The organism is Kitasatospora cinereorecta, from assembly GCF_024172095.1.
Classification (GTDB): Bacteria; Actinomycetota; Actinomycetes; order Streptomycetales; family Streptomycetaceae; genus Kitasatospora; species Kitasatospora cinereorecta.
Genome location: NZ_JAMZDX010000004.1, coordinates 974,005 through 993,938, shown reverse-complemented (window position 1 = coordinate 993,938; position 19,934 = coordinate 974,005). Strand labels below are relative to the sequence as shown.

General features: G+C 69.0%; 17 protein-coding genes and 3 pseudogenes. 7 read left to right on the top strand and 13 right to left on the bottom strand.

What is annotated here, in order from left to right; translation table 11 throughout:
- Nucleotides 1–29 precede the first annotated feature (29 nt).
- Nucleotides 30–425 carry a hypothetical protein gene (locus FHR36_RS24895; protein ID WP_253800759.1) on the bottom strand — a complete coding sequence of 132 codons (396 nt, stop codon included), beginning with the start codon at nucleotides 423–425 and terminating at the stop codon, nucleotides 30–32.
- Between the two features lie 10 nt (nucleotides 426–435).
- Here FHR36_RS24895 and FHR36_RS24890 point away from each other — a divergent pair.
- A pseudogene (locus FHR36_RS24890) lies at nucleotides 436–540 on the top strand (IS5/IS1182 family transposase); the annotation flags it as partial.
- 9 nt (nucleotides 541–549) lie between these two features.
- On the opposite strand, the gene FHR36_RS24885 reads toward FHR36_RS24890, so the two are convergent.
- Nucleotides 550–978 carry a DUF6210 family protein gene (locus FHR36_RS24885; RefSeq protein WP_253800398.1) on the bottom strand — a complete coding sequence of 143 codons (429 nt, stop codon included), beginning with the start codon at nucleotides 976–978 and terminating at the stop codon, nucleotides 550–552.
- 60 nt (nucleotides 979–1,038) lie between these two features.
- Nucleotides 1,039–3,411: an ATP-binding protein gene (locus tag FHR36_RS24880; protein ID WP_253800397.1), complete on the bottom strand. Its 2,373-nt coding sequence runs from the start codon at nucleotides 3,409–3,411 to the stop codon at nucleotides 1,039–1,041.
- A gap of 134 nt (nucleotides 3,412–3,545) precedes the next feature.
- On the opposite strand from FHR36_RS24880, the gene FHR36_RS24875 reads away from it, so the two are divergent.
- Entirely contained in the window at nucleotides 3,546–4,808 is a 1,263-nt protein-coding gene (locus FHR36_RS24875) for a hypothetical protein (protein WP_253800396.1), read from the top strand.
- Between the two features lie 148 nt (nucleotides 4,809–4,956).
- Nucleotides 4,957–5,361: a hypothetical protein gene (locus FHR36_RS24870; RefSeq protein WP_253800395.1), complete on the top strand. Its 405-nt coding sequence runs from the start codon at nucleotides 4,957–4,959 to the stop codon at nucleotides 5,359–5,361.
- A 249-nt stretch (nucleotides 5,362–5,610) separates the two neighbouring features.
- Here the strand turns inward: FHR36_RS24870 and FHR36_RS24865 are convergent.
- Both FHR36_RS24865 and FHR36_RS24860 read right to left on the bottom strand, forming a co-directional pair.
- A pseudogene (locus tag FHR36_RS24865) lies at nucleotides 5,611–5,994 on the bottom strand (DUF2326 domain-containing protein).
- A gap of 494 nt (nucleotides 5,995–6,488) precedes the next feature.
- Nucleotides 6,489–7,328, bottom strand: a complete 840-nt coding sequence (locus FHR36_RS24860; RefSeq protein WP_253800394.1) for an IS5 family transposase — start codon at nucleotides 7,326–7,328, stop codon at nucleotides 6,489–6,491.
- A gap of 468 nt (nucleotides 7,329–7,796) precedes the next feature.
- On the opposite strand from FHR36_RS24860, the gene FHR36_RS24855 reads away from it, so the two are divergent.
- The gene (locus FHR36_RS24855; protein WP_253800391.1) at nucleotides 7,797–8,993 is read left to right on the top strand and encodes an IS110 family RNA-guided transposase; all 1,197 of its coding nucleotides are present in this window, start codon (nucleotides 7,797–7,799) and stop codon (nucleotides 8,991–8,993) included.
- A gap of 65 nt (nucleotides 8,994–9,058) precedes the next feature.
- Here FHR36_RS24855 and FHR36_RS24850 read toward each other — a convergent pair whose 3' ends face one another.
- From FHR36_RS24850 to FHR36_RS24830, 5 genes and pseudogenes are all read right to left on the bottom strand, one after another.
- The gene (locus FHR36_RS24850; RefSeq protein ID WP_253800393.1) at nucleotides 9,059–9,544 is read right to left on the bottom strand and encodes a DUF4279 domain-containing protein; all 486 of its coding nucleotides are present in this window, start codon (nucleotides 9,542–9,544) and stop codon (nucleotides 9,059–9,061) included.
- A 100-nt stretch (nucleotides 9,545–9,644) separates the two neighbouring features.
- Nucleotides 9,645–10,058, bottom strand: a complete 414-nt coding sequence (locus FHR36_RS24845; RefSeq protein WP_253800392.1) for a hypothetical protein — start codon at nucleotides 10,056–10,058, stop codon at nucleotides 9,645–9,647.
- A gap of 43 nt (nucleotides 10,059–10,101) precedes the next feature.
- Nucleotides 10,102–10,932 (bottom strand): annotated as a pseudogene (locus FHR36_RS24840) (IS5 family transposase); the annotation flags it as partial.
- Nucleotides 10,933–11,039: 107 nt separating this feature from the next.
- Nucleotides 11,040–12,236, bottom strand: a complete 1,197-nt coding sequence (locus FHR36_RS24835; protein ID WP_253800391.1) for an IS110 family RNA-guided transposase — start codon at nucleotides 12,234–12,236, stop codon at nucleotides 11,040–11,042.
- Nucleotides 12,237–12,839: 603 nt separating this feature from the next.
- Nucleotides 12,840–13,745, bottom strand: coding sequence for a DUF4231 domain-containing protein (locus FHR36_RS24830; protein WP_253800390.1), 906 nt, complete (start codon nucleotides 13,743–13,745; stop codon nucleotides 12,840–12,842).
- Nucleotides 13,746–14,148: 403 nt separating this feature from the next.
- Here FHR36_RS24830 and FHR36_RS39505 point away from each other — a divergent pair, with 403 nt between their 5' ends.
- Entirely contained in the window at nucleotides 14,149–14,277 is a 129-nt protein-coding gene (locus FHR36_RS39505) for a hypothetical protein (protein ID WP_301330539.1), read from the top strand.
- Nucleotides 14,278–14,483: 206 nt separating this feature from the next.
- On the opposite strand, the gene FHR36_RS24825 is transcribed toward FHR36_RS39505, so the two are convergent.
- Nucleotides 14,484–15,470, bottom strand: a complete 987-nt coding sequence (locus FHR36_RS24825) for a helix-turn-helix domain-containing protein (RefSeq protein ID WP_253800389.1) — start codon at nucleotides 15,468–15,470, stop codon at nucleotides 14,484–14,486.
- Between the two features lie 128 nt (nucleotides 15,471–15,598).
- Between FHR36_RS24825 and FHR36_RS24820 the strand changes: the two genes are divergently transcribed.
- Complete coding sequence (locus FHR36_RS24820; RefSeq protein WP_253800388.1) at nucleotides 15,599–16,636, top strand: saccharopine dehydrogenase family protein; 1,038 nt, start codon at nucleotides 15,599–15,601, stop codon at nucleotides 16,634–16,636.
- A 520-nt stretch (nucleotides 16,637–17,156) separates the two neighbouring features.
- Here the strand turns inward: FHR36_RS24820 and FHR36_RS24815 are convergent.
- Both FHR36_RS24815 and FHR36_RS24810 read right to left on the bottom strand, forming a co-directional pair.
- Complete coding sequence (locus FHR36_RS24815) at nucleotides 17,157–17,447, bottom strand: hypothetical protein (protein ID WP_253800387.1); 291 nt, start codon at nucleotides 17,445–17,447, stop codon at nucleotides 17,157–17,159.
- A 372-nt stretch (nucleotides 17,448–17,819) separates the two neighbouring features.
- The gene (locus FHR36_RS24810) at nucleotides 17,820–18,065 is read right to left on the bottom strand and encodes a hypothetical protein (RefSeq protein WP_253800386.1); all 246 of its coding nucleotides are present in this window, start codon (nucleotides 18,063–18,065) and stop codon (nucleotides 17,820–17,822) included.
- A gap of 416 nt (nucleotides 18,066–18,481) precedes the next feature.
- Here FHR36_RS24810 and FHR36_RS24805 point away from each other — a divergent pair, with 416 nt between their 5' ends.
- Nucleotides 18,482–19,912: an APC family permease gene (locus tag FHR36_RS24805; protein WP_253800724.1), complete on the top strand. Its 1,431-nt coding sequence runs from the start codon at nucleotides 18,482–18,484 to the stop codon at nucleotides 19,910–19,912.
- Nucleotides 19,913–19,934 lie beyond the last annotated feature (22 nt).

The following is a 19,934-nucleotide window of genomic DNA, read 5'->3' as shown; positions in this document are numbered from 1 at the left end:
TCCGCCGGGCCACGGCTTTCTCAACTTCGTCACGCGGTCCCGGACGCGTGCCGATGGCGAGTGCCGAGGCGAGTCAACCGTTCCGCGCCAGCCTGCTCGAACCCGCCCAACTTGGCCAGGCTCTCGGCAGCCCGTAGCCGGTCGTAGGCGTCGAGGGTGGTGTCGTCGGCTAGGCGGGTCAGCAAGTCGGCACCGGCCTGCTCGAATCCGGCCATTCTGGTCAGGGTCCCAGCGGCGCGCAGCCGGTAGCTGACAACGAGGGTGACGTCGTCAACGAGGCGGATCAACGCTTCCCCGTAGGTTTGCTCGAACCCGGCCATCCTGGCCAGGCTCTCGGCAGCCCGTAGCCGGTCGTAGGCGTCGAGGGTGGTGTCGTCGGCTAGGCGGGTCAGCAAGTCCGCGCCGGCCTGCTCGAACTCGGCCATCCCAGCCAGGGAGCAGTTCCGCGCCGTGGCAACCCGGTTCGACAAGCTGGCGGCCCACTACCGGGCCGGGGTGGTCATCGCGGCACTGATCCTCTGGCTCAGGGCCGACGGCTGATCATCGTGTTCAGTCCGAGTTGAACCACACCAGCACTCCGGGACCGTCCGGCGTGATCACCGGCACCCACGCCTCATCGGTCTTACGGATCCGGCCCTCGTCCAGCTGCAGAGCGTGCGGCTCCTCGGTCGTCCCATCGCATACCCAGTAGCGGAGGGCTCCGATGATCTCCCGGAGCCTGTCCCGCTCGTCATCCCGCCACCCGTAGTTCCAGGTGCCAGCACCACGGAAGTGCTTCTCGAACAGCTCGCGCAACGCGTCCAGCTCATCAGGGCCGAACAACGGCACCAGAAAGCCCTCGACCTGCCCCTGCCGACAAGCCGTTCCGCCGTACTGCTGCTGATAGAAGACCCCGGTCTTCGCCTCGACCACCACATACAGCCAGCCGCCGGCACTCATGCCGTCAGGATCGAGGAAGACGAAGCGTCGAGAGCTCATGGCGCCAGTCTTCCGGGCTGCCCGCCACGAGCTCAACGACATTTGGCCCTGCAAGATCAATTACGAGACACGGCCTAGTGCGTCGAGGAACGCCTTGGCCTGGCCGGCTTCAGGGATGTCGAGGGAGGCGTAGATGTCGACGGCCTGTCCGGCGTGCGACCTGGCGGCCTCCGGATGCCCGAGCCGGTGGTGCGCTCGGGCCAGACCGAGGTGGATCCGGGCGAGGTTGTAGCGCTCGCCGGGGTACTCGATCGCAGCCTGGTAGTGCTCGAGAGCGCTGGCGAGAGCGTCCATGGACAGAAGCGTGTCGCCGATCAGTGTGTGCGATTCGGCTTGGCCGAACGTGTCGCCCAACTCCCGGTGCAGATCCAGCGCCTCCTGGTACAGATCGAGGGCCTCGGGATGTCGCTGGAGCTTCTGGTGGTACTCGCCGAGTTGGTTGAGGGCGATCGCCTGGCCGAGGCGGTTGCCGGTGCGCCGGTGCAGTGCCAGGGCCCGGTGGTGGAAGTCGAGGGCTTCGGGCATGCGTCCGAGTCTGGTCAGCGTGGGGCCCAGATTGATCAGAGCGATGGCCTCGACCGCCGGCTCGGGTATGTCCAGGCTGAGCTCCAGCGCCCGCTGGTGGTGGTCGAGGGCCTCCTCCAGGCGGCCCATGCGTGCCAGGGTGAGGCCCAGGTTGGTCAGGACGTGGGCCTGCCCCGTACGGTTGCCGACCTTCCGGTAGATTCCGAGGGATTGCTGCAGGAGCTCGATGGCCTGAGGGAATTCGCCGAGCTGGTAGCGGACAAGCCCGAGGTGCCGCAGTGCGGCTGCTTCGCCGACCGGATTGCCGAGTTGTCGGGTGGCGTCAAGGGCGAGGGTTCCCACCACGAGTGCCTCATGGGCGGGCATGTGGCGCTTCAGACGACGCCAGAGGATCGCCGGCAGGTCCGCCGCGTACTCGGGTAGACCGGCGTCGCCTGTGTGGCGGATGACCGCAAGCAGGTTGGACTGTTCGACGGCCAGCCAGTCCGCTGCTTCGCCTTCATCGGCAAATGCCATTGCTGTACCGCGGAGTTGGGACACCAGCGGTCGATGATGCTGTTCGAGCGGTGCAAGCACGCCCATCGCCGCAGCAGCGGCCTGGCGGTAGTAGTCGAGCAGCCGGACGAGGGCTGCATGCCGCAGGGGTTCGGGTTCCTCGCGGGTGACCAGTTCGTCGGCGAAGTCGCGCAGAAGGTCGTGAAAGGTGTACCGGAGAGCCGTGTGCTCGTTCAGCAGGTGATGGTCGTGCAGGGACTCCATCTCCTCGGCTTCTTCCACCGGGGTGTCGATGAGAGCCGCGAGGGCGTGCGGCGTGAAGTCCTCACCAGGGTGCAGGGCGGCCAGCCGGAACGCGCGCCGAAGGGATGGGTCGAGAGCCTGGTACGAGTCGAGGAAGGCGGCGGCGACGCTGCGGTCGTGGAGGGAGAGCTCTGTCTGTAACTTCTGTGGACGCCGAAGCCGCACCAGCAGCTCGACGGGGGTCCAGGCCGGACGGTGTGCCAGTCGGGCGGCGGCAATCCGAAGCGCCAGGGGCAACCTGCCGCACAGGGTGACGATCTCGTCCACGGTCGCCGCGTGGTCGGCGACGCGGTCCGAGCCGACGATCCGGGCGAACAGCGCGACCGCCTCTCCGTGGCTCAAGACGTCCAGGGGTAGGCCGACCGCCCCGTCCAGCGTGGGCATGCGCCGTCGCGAAGTGACCAGCACGAGGCAGCCCGGGCCGCCGGGGATCAACGGGCGGACTTGAGCGGCATCCGCGGCGTTGTCCAGCACGACGAGAAGCTGCCTGTCCGCCGCTTCGGTGCACCACATCTGGGCGCGCTCCTCGGTGCCTTCCGGCAGACTCAACTCGCTGACGCCGACCGCGCGCAACAGGCGTGCCAGCGCCGCACCCGGACCCAGCGGGAGCTTGCCGGGGGTGAAGCCGTGCAGGTCCAGGAAGAGTTGCCCGTCGGGGAACCTGTCGGCGAGAGCGTGCCCGACGTGAACGGCCAGAGCGGTCTTGCCGACGCCGGCCATGCCGTCGATGGCCGAGATCACCAGGGCAGACGCCGGCTCCTGGCCCTGAGCCTGGCCCGAGGCCAGGGCGAGCAGCCGGTCCACCTCGTCACGCCGACCGGTGAAGTCCGGTACGGCGTAGGGGAGTAGTCGAGGCATTACGCGCGCCGGCGACTCCGTGCTCCGCTGCGATTGCGCACGGGCTGCGGCAATCAGCTGATCCCGGTCGGCCGAGTCCAGGACCAGCGCAGTGGCCAACCGTGCCACCGACGACAGGCGAGGCCGTCGCCGCCCTGACTCCAACACGCTGATCGCGTGTGCCGAGACACCTGACTGTTCCGCGAGATCCTCCTGCGTCCAGCAGAGCAGCAACCGGTGCTGCCGCAGCAGCGTCCCGAAATCCCCCACCACGATCGCCTCCGACAGGCAGTCCCAGTCATGACAGGACCTTGACAAGGTCATCATAGAACGCCAAGAAAACGCCATGGAGCCACCGCAAGGTCTTGTCGAGGATGGTCGCAAGCGCACGACCCAGGGGGCATGACGTGACGAGGCAACAGACGGAACAGCAGAGCTACGACGCAACCCGCATCGATGCCAAGGGAGTCAGTGGACTGCCGCCCGCACCGGACGAGCGGGCTGCGTCCCGGCGCACCTCGGTGGAGCTCGAAATGCAACCGGCACAGACGGCTTCAGGGGGCACGCCAGGGCCGGACGAGGCCGACAACGCGCAGGAGTTCATCCGTCAGCTCCGGGCCCTAAGGGTCTGGTCGGGCAATCCCTCACTCCGCGAACTGGAGCGACGAACGAGTCTTCCGCGGAGCACTCTCTCGGGAGACCTGAGTCACCACCGCATCCGGATGCCGCCGCTGGAGCGGGTGTTGATACTCGTCAGCGCCTGTGGCGCCTCCGCCGAAGAGGTCGCGAGCTGGAAGGGTGCGTGGCAGCGAATCCATTTGCGGCAGCAGCAGTTGGCCGCACTATCGACATCGGCTCCGCCCGCCACCGGCAGGCAGCCCGCAGCTTCCGAAGGGGAGCCGCTGACAGCCGAGGAGCCGGTTCGAAAGGCGGCTGGTCGAGGTTTCCTGCGCCGGGGCCTGGTGTGGCCGTCGGTCTGGATCGGCGGTGTCCTGGCCCTCCTCCTGGCCACGATCACCGCGTCCGACGGGACACTGACCGGCGTTCAGCCCGGATCGGCTCACCTGGGTGTGGCTCCGGCCACAAGTCGGGCCTCATATGTCACGCGCCTCGCCGGCGATGCGAACCGCTCCGCGCTCGGCGGCGACGCAAGCGGAAACAACCTGCTGCTCAAGAGCCGGGTTGCCGAGGGCGACACCCTGGTCGTCGTACTGATGCTCACCGGAACCCTGGTCGGCCGGATCGACGTGCGAGACACCGCCGGCAACAGGTACCGGGTGGTGGCCGACACAGCTGATGCCGACAGCGATCGGCTGATCGTCCTCGTTCTGCTCAACGCCAAGGCGCTGGACAGCCTCGACCAGATCGACCTCATCTGGCCCACTGCCAAACTCAGTTACGTCACGGTGGACGAGTTCCGCGGCGTCCGCGACGCGAGTTCACTGCTCTCCGGTGGCCAGCCGGCCTCCTGTGCCCAAGGCGACCTGCTGTTCGGCGCGGTGGGCAGCAGCAGCGATCCCACCCGGGCCCTCGTCGGTGACTGGCACCCGCTCCCCGTAGTGGAGTCGGGCGGCCACCGACTCGAGTCCGCCTACCGCACCGTCGGACGCCGGGACAGTTGCGCCGCCACCACGGGCTTGGAGGCCGCCGCTTTCCTGCGCCTCCGCTGAACCCGGCCCCACCGGGAGCGTCCGACAACGACCGACAACGTCCGGGATCGTCCGAGACAGGCAGAAGCGGTGGTCACCGTGGACGCCCGTTGGCAGCATCGTCCACGGCCCCGTCAGGGTGGCGAGGGCCGCGAGTCAGGGGGAAACCATGAGGAAGAGTCGGATAGCCGCGGCGCTGGCCTCCGCCGCGCTCACCGCGACGCTCGCCGTCGCCGGCACCGGCAGCGCACACGCGGCAACGCCGAACTGCCAGGGGAACGTTGTCGACCAGAAGGACAATAACGGCTTCAGCGCCCGCCTGCTGGTGTCGTACGACGGCCGTTCCGTCTGCGTCAACACCTGGAACCAGACCGGTCATCGGGACTGGACCTGGGCCGAGCTCATCGACCCGAACGGCAACCACCACGGGGGCGACTACGCGCAGTACTACCAGTACGCCTCCACCGGCTGGTTCCCGAAGACCAGCGGCTGCTGGAAGTTCTTCGGTACGCCCGTCACCGCCGGCCAGACTGCGCCCGGATCCCAGTGGTGGTGGTACAGCCACTGCTTCTAAGCATTGCTGACGCAACGACGCGAGTCACCTGCGGGGGAGAAGCGGGTCGTTGCGGCCGATCGGGCCTCGCTGATGCCACCGCCGATCAGTCAGTGGCCCGTCCCAGCCCGCCGGGTACCGGAGGCACCGCATCCAGCAGCGCGACGACCTGCCTGACATGGTTGCGGTTGTCGCCGGTACCCCGGCAGGTCTGGGACGACAACGGCCGGCCTGCCCCGGGCCCTGTGCTTGGCGCGGCGCCGGGAATGACTACGCCGTATCTCCGAATCGGAAGCCGAACAGCCCACCAGTCTCGTGCTTGTCCTTGAGGATGGTGTTGTTCATGTAGGGGACGGCGTCGAAGCCGAGGTCGGCGGCCCTCGCGAGGCCGTCCGTGTTGAGGGTGACGATGTACTGCATTTCCTCCTCCCGGGTCACCTGGACGGCGAGTTCGAGAACTGCCTTCACCTACCGTGCGTCGACGCCGTCGTAGAGGTGGCTGCCGTGGACGAGGAAGTCGGGGCCGCGACCATGGCGATGGGCCAGGACAGCCAGGGTGAGGTCAACGTAGAAGATCACCATGTTGCCGATGCCTCGGCTGCCGTCGCTGTCGATCCGCGATGTGACGCCGAGGTGGTTGCGGCTGGCCTCGATCGCGAGGAGGGCCTGGCGCGTGCCGTAGAGCGACTACGCGAAGCGTGAGAACAAGAGTGTGGCTTCCCTGGTCTGCTCACCGCGCTCGTCGAAGTCCGCGACCATGGCGTGCTGCAGTTCGATGCGCTTGGCGGTGATCTGCCTGGAGCTGGCCTCCAGGGTCTGGGCGGCCTCGTAGCGATGGTGCAGAGCCCCCCGGCCTGTTGTTCTCCGAGGCGCGCGCTCCACTCGCCGGTTCGTGAGCTGCTGACACAGCTGGTCGATCTTGGCATCCAGGAAGCGGCGCCGGCGCGGCCGGGACGGCGGCCAGCAACTCGGCGACGGTCGGGTTCTCTTTGGCGGTCAGCCGCAGGTTTGCCAACGCCGAGCGTATCCCGGAGGCCACGATGCCGACCAGGACCACAAAAGCTGCGGGAAGGACCGTCAGCGCCCACCCCGCCCCGCTGTCCTCGCCGGCCTGCTCTCACTGGGCGTTTCGTCCCTGACTTTGGAGCTCAGGTTCCGCGCCAGGTCGGGGTGGCTTCGCCGGTGAGTCGGCGGGTCATGAGGCCGATCATGGCGACGTGGACCATGGCTTCGGAGCGGGCCGGGAGGGCTTCGTAGTCGCGGGCCAGTCGTCGGTGGTTCATGAGCCAGCCAAAGGTGCGCTCGACGACCCAGCGGCGGGGCTGGACGACGAATCCCCTGGTGGCGGGGTCGCGTCGGACGATCTCGAGGTCGATGCCCAGGGTGGCGGCGTGTTCGACGACGGCGTTCTTGTAGCCCATGTCGGCCCAGGCCTTGCCGACGGTCGGGTGCTCGGCCGCGACGGTGGTCAGCAGCTGTCGGCCGGCAGCGTTGTCCTGGATGCTCGCGGCGGTGACCAGCACCACGAGCAGCAGGCCGATCGTGTCGGTGACGATGTTGCGTTTCCTGCCGACGATCCGCTTCCCGACGTCGGCGCCCTGGCCGGCGACAGGGACGTTCGTGGAGGTCTTGATGCTCTGCGAGTCGATGATGCACGCCGTCGGCTCCGGATCGCGGCCCTCGGCGGTGCGGACCAGGCGCCGGAGAAGGCCGTTGAGCTGCTCGAACACTCCCTCCTTCTGCCAGCGGGCGAAGTAGGCGTAGACCGTCTCCCATGGCGGGTAGTCGTGCGGGAGGTAGCGCCAGGGGATGCCGGTGCGGTCCACGTACAGGATCGCGTCCAGCAGGTCCCGCAGGCCGTGTTCGGGAGGCCGGCCGAACGCCAGGGCGCGTTCGGTCCGGGCCTGACGCCAGGCGGTGAGGGTGGGCTCGACCAGAGCCCAGCGAGCGTCGGACAGGTCGCTCGGATACGGTCGACGATCCGTCATGATGACGGCATACTGCGGAATCCCGCATCCGCCCAGAGGCAGCGGAACCCAGGGGACAACTGTGCTCCAGTCGGGCTTCCTGGGATGAGACAGGACGATGTGCACAGTTCCGACGGACATTCGTGTAACGGCGGGACTCCCGTCACTACAGCCCCAAGAGTCACCGAAAGCGAGCAGCTTGGGCACCTCGAAAACCGCCATCAACCGACCCACTTAGGGGCGAAACGCCCAGTCAGTGGGCTCTACCTTCTTGACCGGGTTGACCGGGCCATTCGTAGGGTTGGGTCACCCAGGGGTGCTGGGTGTGGCTATCAGAGGGCTGCCTCTCGTGGCTCGAAACGCTTCGCCGCCCGGCATCCCACGACGACTCGGCCGCCGATTAGGAAGTGCGAGCAAGTCGCTGAGTAGAGCAATGCCGGCGAAGTCGTCCGTGGTACCAACAGCACGAACACGCACGTCAGGAGCACGATGAGCCGGATATGGGCGGGGATCGACAGCGGCAAGGGCCACCACCACGGCCTGGCTCTGGACGCCGACGGCAAGACCCTGCTGTCGCGGCGGGTCGCCAACGACGAACCCGAGTTGCTGCAACTGGTCGGTGACGTCCTGGCCCTGGCCAGCGGCGACCAGGTGACCTGGGCGATCGACATGACCGGCGGGGAGCCGGCCTTGCTGCTGAGTCTGCTGATGTCCCATGGTCAGGAGGTTCTGTACATTCCCGGACGCCTGGTGAACCGGGCCTCCGACGGCTACCGGGGTGAGGGGAAGACCGACGCCCGCGACGCCTACGTGATCGCCGACCAGGCCAGGATGCGCCGCGACCTGCAGCCGATCCGTCCCGGCGACGAGGCCGCGATCGAACTCAAGCTGCTGACCGGCCGCCGGGCCGATCTGGTCGAGGACCGCACCCGGTCCGTCAACCGCCTGCGCGGCACCCTGCTGAGCATGTTCCCGGCCCTGGAACGGGCCCTGGACCTGGGAAACGTCGGTCCACTCAAGCTGCTGACCGGCTACCAGACCCCCGCGGCGATCCGCCGCGTCGGGGTCTCACGGCTGGCCACGTGGCTGGCCAACCGCAAGGTCCGCAACGCAAAAACCCTGGCTGAAGCGGCGGTTGAGGCCGCCGAGCGGCAGTACACCTCCGTTCCCGGGGAGAAGACCATCGCGAAGCTGGTCCATACCCTGGCCGAGGAGGTGATGACCCTCAACGAGCACATCGCCGAGATCGACAAGCTCATCGAGGGCCGGTTTCGCGAGCACGAACTCGCCGACATAGTCGAGAGCCTCCCGGGCATCGGGACCGTGCTCGGCGCCGAGTTCCTGGCCGCCGTCGGTGGCAGCCTGGACGCCTTCGCCTCTCCAGACGCCCTTGCGGCCTTCGCCGGCGTCGCCCCCGCGCCCCGCGACTCGGGCAAGGTCAGCGGCAACCTCCGCCGGCCCAGCCAGTACCACCGAAGACTCCAACGCGTCTTCTACACTTCCGCGCTGGTGAGCATCCGCTGCGACCCGAACTCGCGGACGTTCTACGACCGCAAGCGCGCAGAGGGAAAGCGACACGTCCAGGCCGTGATGGCCCTCGCCCGCCGACGCGTCAACGTCCTGTGGGCCTTGGTCCGTGACCGGCGGTGCTACCAGGTCGCACCGCCGGTGACCGAGGCGGCTTGACAACAACATTAGGAAGCGTTTTGCGAGAGTTGGACGAGAAACGCGGTCGCCAGTTCAGGTGCAGATCATTCATCCGTTGGGTCAGGCGTGTAGTCGTACTCGTCGACGTCTAGAGCGGCACCGGTGGCGTGGAGAAACGCCAGCACCTCGCGTTCCAGGTGCCACCCCAGCAGGTCATGGCCCCCGATGATCTCTGGGGGCGCGCTGGCGAGGCGGTCCTGTCCGTCCTCATCGTTAAACTTGCGCACAACTTCCAGAACAGCGCTGGGGCCTTGACGGTCTTCGGCGTCGAGCCGCTGGGCCAGGGCCGCGATTGCATCGACGTGCGGTTCGAGCCGCGCCACGACGCGGGCAACCTGTTCGTCGACCCTCAAGCCCGGCTCACGGCATACGATCTTCCATCGGTGGAGGACCGGAACCACTTTGGGTTCGGTGAAACGGCTGCCTCGAACCTTGATCTCGTCCGGTTCGATTCCCAGCACGGCCGTCATCTCCGCGGCCGGCATGGTGAGGCTGGACAGCCCGAAGTAGACGTACTGACTGATGAACATGCGGGAAGGATAGGCGTCGTACCGGCCGGCGGCTCGGCAATAAGTACGGGGCAATGGGCGATAGGCAGGAGGATGACCGAGTCCGGGACAGGCGCGCCGGTCAGTGCTGTTGGTCGGCCACCGTCTTTGCAACGAGGGCGAACAGGCCCGGTTCGGGCTCGATGAGGATGCCGCGGGCCACCAGGCGCTTCAGCTTCGCGCGGGTGCCTTCGGTGTTCCGCGGCTCGGTGCCGAGGCCGAGCGCCTGGCAGACGTCCTTGGCGCGGAGTCCGCCCCCGGACTGCTCCATTGTGGCCAGGATCTCGCGGTGTCCGGGCGGCAGCGGCTCCGGAAGCGGGATGCCATCCTCGGCAGCCAGTTCCACCACGGTCTCGCGGGTGATCTCCAGACGCTTCAAGGTGTCTTCGGCAGTGGCGAGTTGTTCGGTGAGCCGGGCGATCTGGTCACGCAGCCGTTCGGCTGTTTCGCGGACGAGCTGCTGCCTGGTCTCGATCTTGTCCAGGAGTTCCCTCATCGACGCTCCCGCCGGTTAAAGGTGCTGGATGCCAGGGTGGCGGGTCGCGCCAGGTCGGGGTGGCGGCGCGGGTGAGGCGGCGGAGCATGACGTCGGTCATGGACCAGTGGATCACCGCCACCGAGCTGGCGGGCTTGGCCTCGTAGTCCCGTGCGAGCCTGCGGTGGAGCATGAGAGTGCCCAGGGTTTGCTCGACCACCCATCGTTTGGGCTCTGGCGTGAATCCTTTCGCGCCGGGCTCCCGCTGGACGATCTCGACGTCGATGCCGAGGGCGGCGCCGTGCTCGACGATCGCGTTCTTGAACCCGGCGTCCGTCCATGTCTTGGTCACGGTGGGTGCGGCACGGACGACCTTGTCCAGCAGCGCGATGCCGATCGCGTTGTCGTGGACACTCGCCGCGACCTTGACGGCGGCGATGACCAGGCCGAGCACGTCGGTGGCGATGCCCCGCTTGCGGCCCGGGCTCCTCTTGCCCGGATCCAGCCCGGTCGTGTCCTTCGGCGCGTTCGTCGAGGTCCGCACGGTCTGGGAGTCCAGGACGACTGCGGTGGGGTCCTCGTGTCGCCTGCGGTTTTCGTGGACCTGCCAGCGCAGTAGGTCGTGAATGGTCTCGGCGGTCCCGTCGTCGCGCCATGCCCCAAAGTAGTAGTACACCGCGCTCTTGGGCGGCAGGTCGTGGGGCAGGTAGCGCCACTGGCAGCCGGTGCGGGCCTGGTAGAGGATCGCGTTCACGATCTCCCGCATCTCGTAGCGGCCCGCATGGCCGCTGACCGAGGGATGCTTCGCCTTCCACGCGGTGAGGACCGGCCGGATCAGCTCCCAGGCCTCATCCGACAGGTCGCTCGGGTACTCGGGACGCTTACCCACATCCATCAGCGCACCGCGCCAGCGGCCCGCCGTGAAGCACCGGAACCGGACAACATGTCTTCAAGCACTACGAGAACCGCCCAAGACTCGCAGAACGCTTCCTAATGTTGTTGTCAAGCCGCCTCGGTCACCGGCGGTGCGACCTGGTAGCACCGCCGGTCACGGACCAAGGCCCACAGGACGTTGACGCGTCGGCGGGCGAGGGCCATCACGGCCTGGACGTGTCGCTTTCCCTCTGCGCGCTTGCGGTCGTAGAACGTCCGCGAGTTCGGGTCGCAGCGGATGCTCACCAGCGCGGAAGTGTAGAAGACGCGTTGGAGTCTTCGGTGGTACTGGCTGGGCCGGCGGAGGTTGCCGCTGACCTTGCCCGAGTCGCGGGGCGCGGGGGCGACGCCGGCGAAGGCCGCAAGGGCGTCTGGAGAGGCGAAGGCGTCCAGGCTGCCACCGACGGCGGCCAGGAACTCGGCGCCGAGCACGGTCCCGATGCCCGGGAGGCTCTCGACTATGTCGGCGAGTTCGTGCTCGCGAAACCGGCCCTCGATGAGCTTGTCGATCTCGGCGATGTGCTCGTTGAGGGTCATCACCTCCTCGGCCAGGGTATGGACCAGCTTCGCGATGGTCTTCTCCCCGGGAACGGAGGTGTACTGCCGCTCGGCGGCCTCAACCGCCGCTTCAGCCAGGGTTTTTGCGTTGCGGACCTTGCGGTTGGCCAGCCACGTGGCCAGCCGTGAGACCCCGACGCGGCGGATCGCCGCGGGGGTCTGGTAGCCGGTCAGCAGCTTGAGTGGACCGACGTTTCCCAGGTCCAGGGCCCGTTCCAGGGCCGGGAACATGCTCAGCAGGGTGCCGCGCAGGCGGTTGACGGACCGGGTGCGGTCCTCGACCAGATCGGCCCGGCGGCCGGTCAGCAGCTTGAGTTCGATCGCGGCCTCGTCGCCGGGACGGATCGGCTGCAGGTCGCGGCGCATCCTGGCCTGGTCGGCGATCACGTAGGCGTCGCGGGCGTCGGTCTTCCCCTCACCCCGGTAGCCGTCGGAGGCCCGGTTCACCAGGCGTCCGGGAATGTACAGAACCTCCTGACCATGGGACATCAGCAGACTCAGCAGCAAGGCCGGCTCCCCGCCGGTCATGTCGATCGCCCAGGTCACCTGGTCGCCGCTGGCCAGGGCCAGGACGTCACCGACCAGTTGCAGCAACTCGGGTTCGTCGTTGGCGACCCGCCGCGACAGCAGGGTCTTGCCGTCGGCGTCCAGAGCCAGGCCGTGGTGGTGGCCCTTGCCGCTGTCGATCCCCGCCCATATCCGGCTCATCGTGCTCCTGACGTGCGTGTTCGTGCTGTTGGTACCACGGACGACTTCGCCGGCATTGCTCTACTCAGCGACTTGCTCGCACTTCCTAATCGGCGGCCGAGTCGTCGTGGGATGCCGGGCGGCGAAGCGTTTCGAGCCACGAGAGGCAGCCCTCTGATAGCCACACCCAGCACCCCTGGGTGACCCAACCCTACGAATGGCCCGGTCAACCCGGTCAAGAAGGTAGAGCCCACTGACAGCTCTTGCATCTCGGGCGCTACTTCTCGCGAGGGAGGTTCGCGCCGCAGATCGTCTGCAAGCGCCAGCGGCGGCTGACCCTTCCCAGCAGCACAACCATTGCCCCGCTCCATCGAGGGATCCGGTGAGGTCGCTCGACGCACGACCGAACGCCAAGCGGGGCTCCTGCCCGGCCGTCCCACACAACGCCCGAATCCTGGCGGCGGGGCGGGAGCCGCGCCGGACGGCGGGCCGGACACCATGGAGCCCGGCAATCCCTCCACGCTGACCACAACCCCGAGCTGCGACCGGTGAGCCTCCTGGATGCCGCCGGCGTAGCCGCGGACCGCCCCCGAAACGCACCCTGGGTCTGCCGCGCGCCCCGGATCAGCGAGGGAAAGCCCGGCGGGCGCGCCAGGTGGTGTGCTCGCGGGAGACGGCCTCCTCGGCGTCGGCCGAGAGCTTGGACCAGGTGGACTCGGCGTCCCGGGCGGTGAGGTCCATCACGGAGAGCTGGCCGGAGACGAGTTCGAGCTCCTTCGCGGCCAGCAGGTAGGCGGCGGCGAGCGGCCGGAGCTGCTTGAGCTGGGTCCAGGCGATGACGGCCGCCGCGGCGGCGGCGAAGGCCGCGAAGGCGGGGAAGGAGACGGCGCCGACGCCCTCGGCGACGGCGGAGGCGCAGCCGAGGATGAGCAGGGCGCCGATCGCCAGGCTCCAGGAAGCCGACTGCGACTCGCAGGCCTCCGCTCGGGAGCGGTACCAGACCCGCTGGTTGTCGACCCGGGAGACCAGGTAGCGGGTGCGCCTGACGGCCAGCGGCGCGGCGCGGAGCTCGCGCATGGCCGGGGTGATGTCCGGCCGGCTCCCGGCGGGGATGATCTCCGGGTCCTCGAAGGCGCGCAGCACGTCGCCCGCCTGGAGCAGGTAGAGGTTCTCGGCCTCGGCGGAGGCGGCGGCGCCGTCGAAGGGGCGGGCCCGGACGGCGTACTTCCAGGCCAGCGTCTTGATCGACTCGGCCGCGGCCCGGGCCTCGTGCCAGCGGCCCTGTGGGTTGGCGTTGCGCAGCCGGTACCAGCAGTAGCCGGCGCCGAGGAAGGCCGCCACCGAGAGCAGCGGGGTGTACTGGCCGGGGAAGACGGAGACCACCGCCGCGCCGACCAGTAGCAGGATCTGCCAGCGGTACCAGCGGATGGTCATCCGCTGGCCGTCGACGGAGGCCCGGTCGGCCGTCCAGAACGGCTCGGGCAGCAGCTGCGCCTCGTCGTTTCCCGGTGAATCCTGTCGCACCATCATTCCCAGCCCCCTCCACACCGTGTCAGCTGAGTATTTCTGTGCCCTAACTTCCGTACAGCTTGGTTTTCGGACAGACGCGCGAGAGCGGGCCGCGGAGCGTCCGCGGCCCGCTGACACTCGAGGTCGGAACACGCCAGGACGGCTCGACGTCAGCGGACGACCCCACCCAGATTTTCGCTCCATCACGGCAGGGCCGAAAGGCCCCAGGGCTACTGACACCGACAGTGCGGCGGCGCACGGGCCCCTCACGCGTCGGCGGCCTCCAGCTGCTTCAGCGCCGTGCGGGCAGCCGCCACCCACGTTCCCGGTCTCCAGCGACAATCCGGGTGTCCACGCGGTCGAGCGGGGCGGCCTGCATCTCGGCTGGATCGAGAACAACATCTCCGACCCGTCAGACGCGTGAGTGGTCATCATCGACGGACAGCTCGTCGTCGAGGCCGACGACGCCCAGCCACTGCCGTCCGCAGGCCCCCGCGACGCCATGACCCTGCTCGGCCTCGCCCTTCGGCAACGGTCGGTCCCCGCCGAGTAGCGCTCCGCCGGGCGGCGTGTTCGGTGCACTCGGGATGGCCGTCGGTCAGCCCGCGTGCACCGGGCGCGCTCACCGTCGGATGCTCCGCCCGGATTGTCAACGACCAAGGAGATGCCCAGGTGGGCGGTCTTCGAGTGCCCGGGCTGGTGGCCATCAGAAATCCTCATCGGCGGCCCACTGCCGGGGAGTTGTCTGGCCGCTGATGGCTACTGGCCGTTACGCCGATCGGCCGATCGGCCGGGGCTCGGGACTGGTTCCGAGGGGCGGAAGGTGCGGCGGTAGGTGTCGGGTGGAACGCCGACGCTGCGGTGGAAGTGGCGGCGCAGGGTGGTGGCGGTGCCCATGCCGGTGGCGGTGGCGATGGTGTCGACGGTGGCGTTGGTGGTTTCCAGGAGTTCCTGGGCGGGGCGGATGCGTTGGGTGTGGAGCCAGTGGAGGGGTGTGGTGCCGGTGAGGTGTTTGAAGTGGCGAGCGAGGTGGCGTGAGCTCATGCCGGCCCGGCGGGCCAGGTCCTCCACGGTGAGCGGCTGATCCAGTTGCTCCAGCGCCCAGGGCAGGAGGTCTGCCAGGGGGTGGTTGCCGGGTTCGGGCAGCGGGGTGGCGATGAACTGGGCCTGGCCTCCGTCCCGGTGGGGTGGGATCACCAGTCGGCGGGCGATCTTGTTGGCGTTGGCCGAGCCGTGGTCGAGGCGGACCAAGTGCAGGCACAGGTCCATGGCGGCGGCCTTGCCCGCGGAGGTGAGGACGTCGCCGTTGTCGACATAGAGAACGTCCGGATCGACGGCGGCCTTGGGGTAACGGCGGGCCAGTTCCCGGGTGTGGGCCCAGTGGGTGGTGGCACGTTTCCCGTCGAGGAGTCCGGCCGCGCCCAGGACGAAGGCGCCGGTGCACAGGGAAGCGACGCGGGCGCCGGCCGCGTGGGCGGCTCGCACCGCTTCGACGAGGTCGGAGGGCGGTTCGCGGTCCGTGTCGGCCCAGCCGGGCACGATCACCGTGTCGGCTCGGGCGAGGTGGTCGAGTCCGTGGTCGGGTTCGAGGCGAAAGCGGTCGACGCGCACCGGACCGTTGCCGCAGAGGGAGAAGGCGTACCAGGGGTTGACGACGTGGGTCAGGTCGGATCCGAAGACCTCGACGGCCACGGACAGTTCGTAGTGGAGCATGCCGTCGGTGACGGCCAGCGCGACACTGGGCATGTCCGAAACTGTACGTGCCCTGTCGTTTCCGACACTCGTGCAGGGTGCTGCCGCGCGGCCACGATGTGTCTGCCAGGCCGCGGCGGATCGACCGCGCGGCAGATATCCGAGTGCGGGGGAGCGGTCTCATGGGGTCAGGTCAGCCGGTGGCGGTGTTCGGCGCGTACGGTCACACCGGGCGGTTCGTGGTCGCGGAGCTGGCCGCGCGCGGATACGTCCCGGTGCCCTCCGGGCGCAACGCGAAGGCCCTGCGGGAGCCGGCCGACGAGCACGGCCTCGAGGTGCGGGTGGCGTCGGTCGAGGAACCGGGCTCGCTGGACCGGGCTCTGGCGGAAACGGTGGCGGTCATCAACTGCGCCGGTCCCTTCGCGACGACCGCCGGCCCCGTGATCGAGGCCGCGCTGCGCGCGGGGATTCCGTACCTGGACGTGGCCGCCGAACTCGAGGCGAACCTCGACACCTTCGCCCACTACCGCGAGCGGGCCCACGCGGCGGGAGCGGTGATCGTCCCCGCCATGGCCTTCTTCGGCGGCCTCGGCGACCTGCTGGCCACCGCGGCGATGGGCGACTGGACCAAGGCCGACGAGGCCCACATCGCCTACGCGCTCAGCAGCTGGCACCCCACCGCCGGCACCCGCCTGTCCGGTGCCGTCTCCCGCGAGCGCCGCGGCGACGTCCGCCTGCGCTACCGCGGCGGACAGTGGGAGCAGCGCACCGACGCCGCACCCACCCTGCAGTGGACCTTCCCGGAACCGCTGGGAGTCCGGGAGGTGATCGGGGAGTTCACGATGGCGGACGTCGTCACCGTCCCTCAGCACTTGTCCATCCCGGACGTGACCACCTACATGACCGCTGAGGCGGTCCGCGACGTCGCCGCCTCCCACACGCCGACTCCGACCGCCGCCGACGAGAGCGGGCGCTCGGACCAGACCTTCCTCGTCGACGCCGTCGTGCGCTCGGGTGGTGTCGAACGCCGGGCCTCGGCCGGCGGTCAGGACATCTACGCTGTCACCGCGCCCCTGGTCGTCGAGGCCCTCGACCGCGTCTTGACCGGCCGCACCAGCACCGTCGGCGTCGCCTCCGCCGGCGAGATCTTCGACGCCCCGGACTTCCTGTACGCACTCGCCCCGCACATCACCCTCGACCTCCACCCGCAAGGCGCCTGACCGCGACGCTCCACGACGAACGGCCTCTCCCGCACTCCCGGAGATTCACCGAGTCCCGGCCTCGATCACCGAGCGTCACATTCCAACTGGCCGTACCCGGGGAATCCTGGTGGCCATCAACAGGGACTCAACTGGCCGCGCACCTGGACAGTGCCACGGCCGCCCACACGGGAACTGCCTGTCAGGAGAGACGCCGGCAGCGACGCCTTCCTCACCCACGGGACAGTTGCCCTTCATAGCGGGCTGAACCGTTGTCCGGACAGGGGCACCTGGGGGAGGACTGCCAGGTGCACCGCCATTTGCAGCCGCCCGCGCGTCTTGCCGCGCGTCCAGCAGGTCAGCCACCGTGCGCCCCCACCCGCGCCGACACCTCCTTCTACGCGACAGCCGTAGAAAGAGGACCCCTGTTCTCCCACCCGGACGCCGACCGCGAACCCGTGACTGCCGCTGCGCACCGTGCTGTGGCCGGGCCGGGCTGGACCGTCCCGGCGGAGTGGCGCCCTGAGGCCTTGGGCGGCGGTCAGTCCACGCGGCGCAGCCAGCCGGCCACGACGAGACCGACGAGCAGGTAGGCGAGCGCGGGAATGCCGTAGTTCAGCAGGGTGCGCAGCCAGCTCTGCGAGGGGGCGAAGAGGTCGCGTGCCCAGGTGGACAGCCAGTCGGCAACCTCGTGGACGGTGTGGGCCAGGTCGTTGGACGGGTTGGCGCCCAGGAGGGAGAGGGCGATCCAGAGCCCCAGGACGCCCGCGAGGACGTCGACGACGAGCATGACTGCGCGGGCCGCGCCCGCTCCTCGGTATCTACCACTCATGGCCGCCGTATAGCCCGCGTCGGCTACGGCAAGCCGGCTGGAGCGCCAACTCAAGTATTTTGTCAGCGACTTGACGAGGTCTCGACGGGTCGTCGGCGCACGTGGCGACAATCGCGGTACCTCGCCGGCCCACCGGCCCGCCCGCGGTGCCCGGTGCCGTGTCTTCGGTGAACCCGCTGCCGGATCCGTTGGCAGGTCGAGACCGGCTCCGGTCTACGAGCCGGTGAGTGATTGCGGGCGGGGACGTACTGGCCTGATCTGGGGCGCCGGTCAGACGGTGGCGGTGCGGTCGGAGAGCGGTCCGGCGACGGCGAGGTAGGTTTCCGGGAGCGTTTCGCGGCGGTGGGTCCAGCAGGCCAGGCCTTTCCGTTGTCAGTTGTCGGCGAGGACGTGTCCGACCGGGAAGCGCTGAGGGGAGTGCCGGTGGCGGGCCCGCTCCCGTGCCTCGTGGACTTCCGGCGGGCAGATCGTGTCCGCCTTCTGCAGTGGAGTGACCGCCTGGTCGGGATGGTCCTGTCGGAGACCCAAGTAACCCTCGTCGAGAAGGACTTGCCTATGTGGGAACTGGTGGAACAGGTCGTCGATGCCTTCGCGGCGTACGGCGATGGCGTCGGGCATGCGTCCGGGCGGGGGTTGCCGGCCCATAGGGTGCGGCCCACTTCGTCGGCGGCGACGCCGGCCTTCAGGGCTGAACGAGCGGAGCCGGTGAAGCGGAACGCGGATGAGCGGAGCCGCCAGACGGACGGGACGGGCCCCGGGCGGACCACCACATGAGGTCTGGACCACCTCGGGGTCAACGGTCCGGACCACCCATTGACACGCCGTCAATCCTTTAACCACTCCGGCTACACGCTGCAGATCCCCGAAGCGGTGTGGTGAACCCCACACTGGGCCGACTTCGTACCGCCGCCATCTGCCGCCCCGCCACGAGGGAGTTGCCCGTGCCCGCCGTCGAACAGCACACCCCGGTCCAGGGCCCGCCGCCCGTCCAGCGCCTCAGAGCCGGCTCCGTCGGCCTGGTCGGCGTGATCTTCATGGCCCTGGCCACCGCCGCGCCGATCACCGCGATGACCGGCAACCTGCCGGTGATCGTCGGCGGCGGCAGCGGCGTCCACGCCCCTGCCGGCTTCCTGTTCGTGACCCTGGTGCTGACCGTGTTCACCGTCGGGTACGTCGCGATGGCCCGGCACATCACCACGGCCGGCGCCTTCTACGGCTTCGTGTCGCACGGTCTCGGCCGCGTGGTCGGCATGGCGTCCGGCCTGCTGGCGGTCCTCGCGTACGTGGTCTTCGAAGCCTCGATCGTCGGCATCTTCGCCTACTTCGGGCAGCAGGCCGTGGAGGCGCAGTTCGGCCTCGACCTGCCCTGGCAGGTGTTCGCCCTGCTGATGCTGGCGGTCACCGCGGTGCTGTCGTACTTCGACCTGGAGGTCGCCTCCAAGGTGCTGGGCGTCTTCCTGGTCGGCGAGGTGGTGATGCTGGTGCTGCTGGCCGGCTCGGTGCTGGTGCACGGAGGCGGCCCGGACGGCCTGCATCCGTCCTCGCTCGACCCGACCGGCGCGTTCGCCGGCGTCAACGCCGGGGTCGGCCTGTTCTTCTGCTTCTGGTCCTGGATCGGCTTCGAATCGACCGCGATGTACGGCGAGGAGTCCCGCAACCCCCAGCGGATCATCCCCCGCGCCACCCTGCTCGCGGTCGTCGTGCTGGGCGTCCTCTACACCTTCGTCTCGTGGATGGTGCTGGCCGGCAACGGCCCGGACCAGGCCGTGCGGACCGCCACCGGCAACGGGCCGCTGGACCTGTTCCTCGTCCCCGCCCAGCAGTACCTCGGCCACTGGGCCGTCACCGCCTTCCAGTGGCTGATGGTCACGAGCGCCTTCGCCTGCGGCATGGCCTTCCACCAGTGCGCCGCACGCTACCTCTACGCGATCGGCCGGGAGGGCTTCCTGCACCCGGCACTCGGCCGCACCCACCACCGGCACGGCTCCCCGTACGTCGCCTCGTTCACCCAGACCGGCATCGCGCTGGCCGTCGTGGCCGGCTTCTGGGCCACCGGGCAGGACCCCTACGTGAGCCTCTACACGCTCACCGCGATCCTCGGCACGCTCGCCCTGCTCGTGGTGCAGACGCTCTGCTCGTTCTCGGTGATCGCCTACTTCCGCACCCACCACCCGGAGTCCCGGCACTGGTTCCGTACTCTCACCGCGCCGCTGCTCGGCGGCCTGGGCATGCTGGCCGCGATCGTGCTGCTGGTGGTCAACCTCGACACCGCGGCCGGCGCCGCCTCGAAGATCTTCTTCTTCAAGCTGATCCCGTGGATCGTCGCGGCGGTCTTCCTCGGCGGCGTCGCCCTCGCCCTGTACATGCGCGCCCGCCACCCGCAGAAGTACGAGGTGATGGGCCGTCTGGTCGTCGAGAACGCCCAGGAACGCGAGGACGACGAGCCCGTCGCCGTCGGCGCCTGACCCCCGCGCGGCACCACCCCCT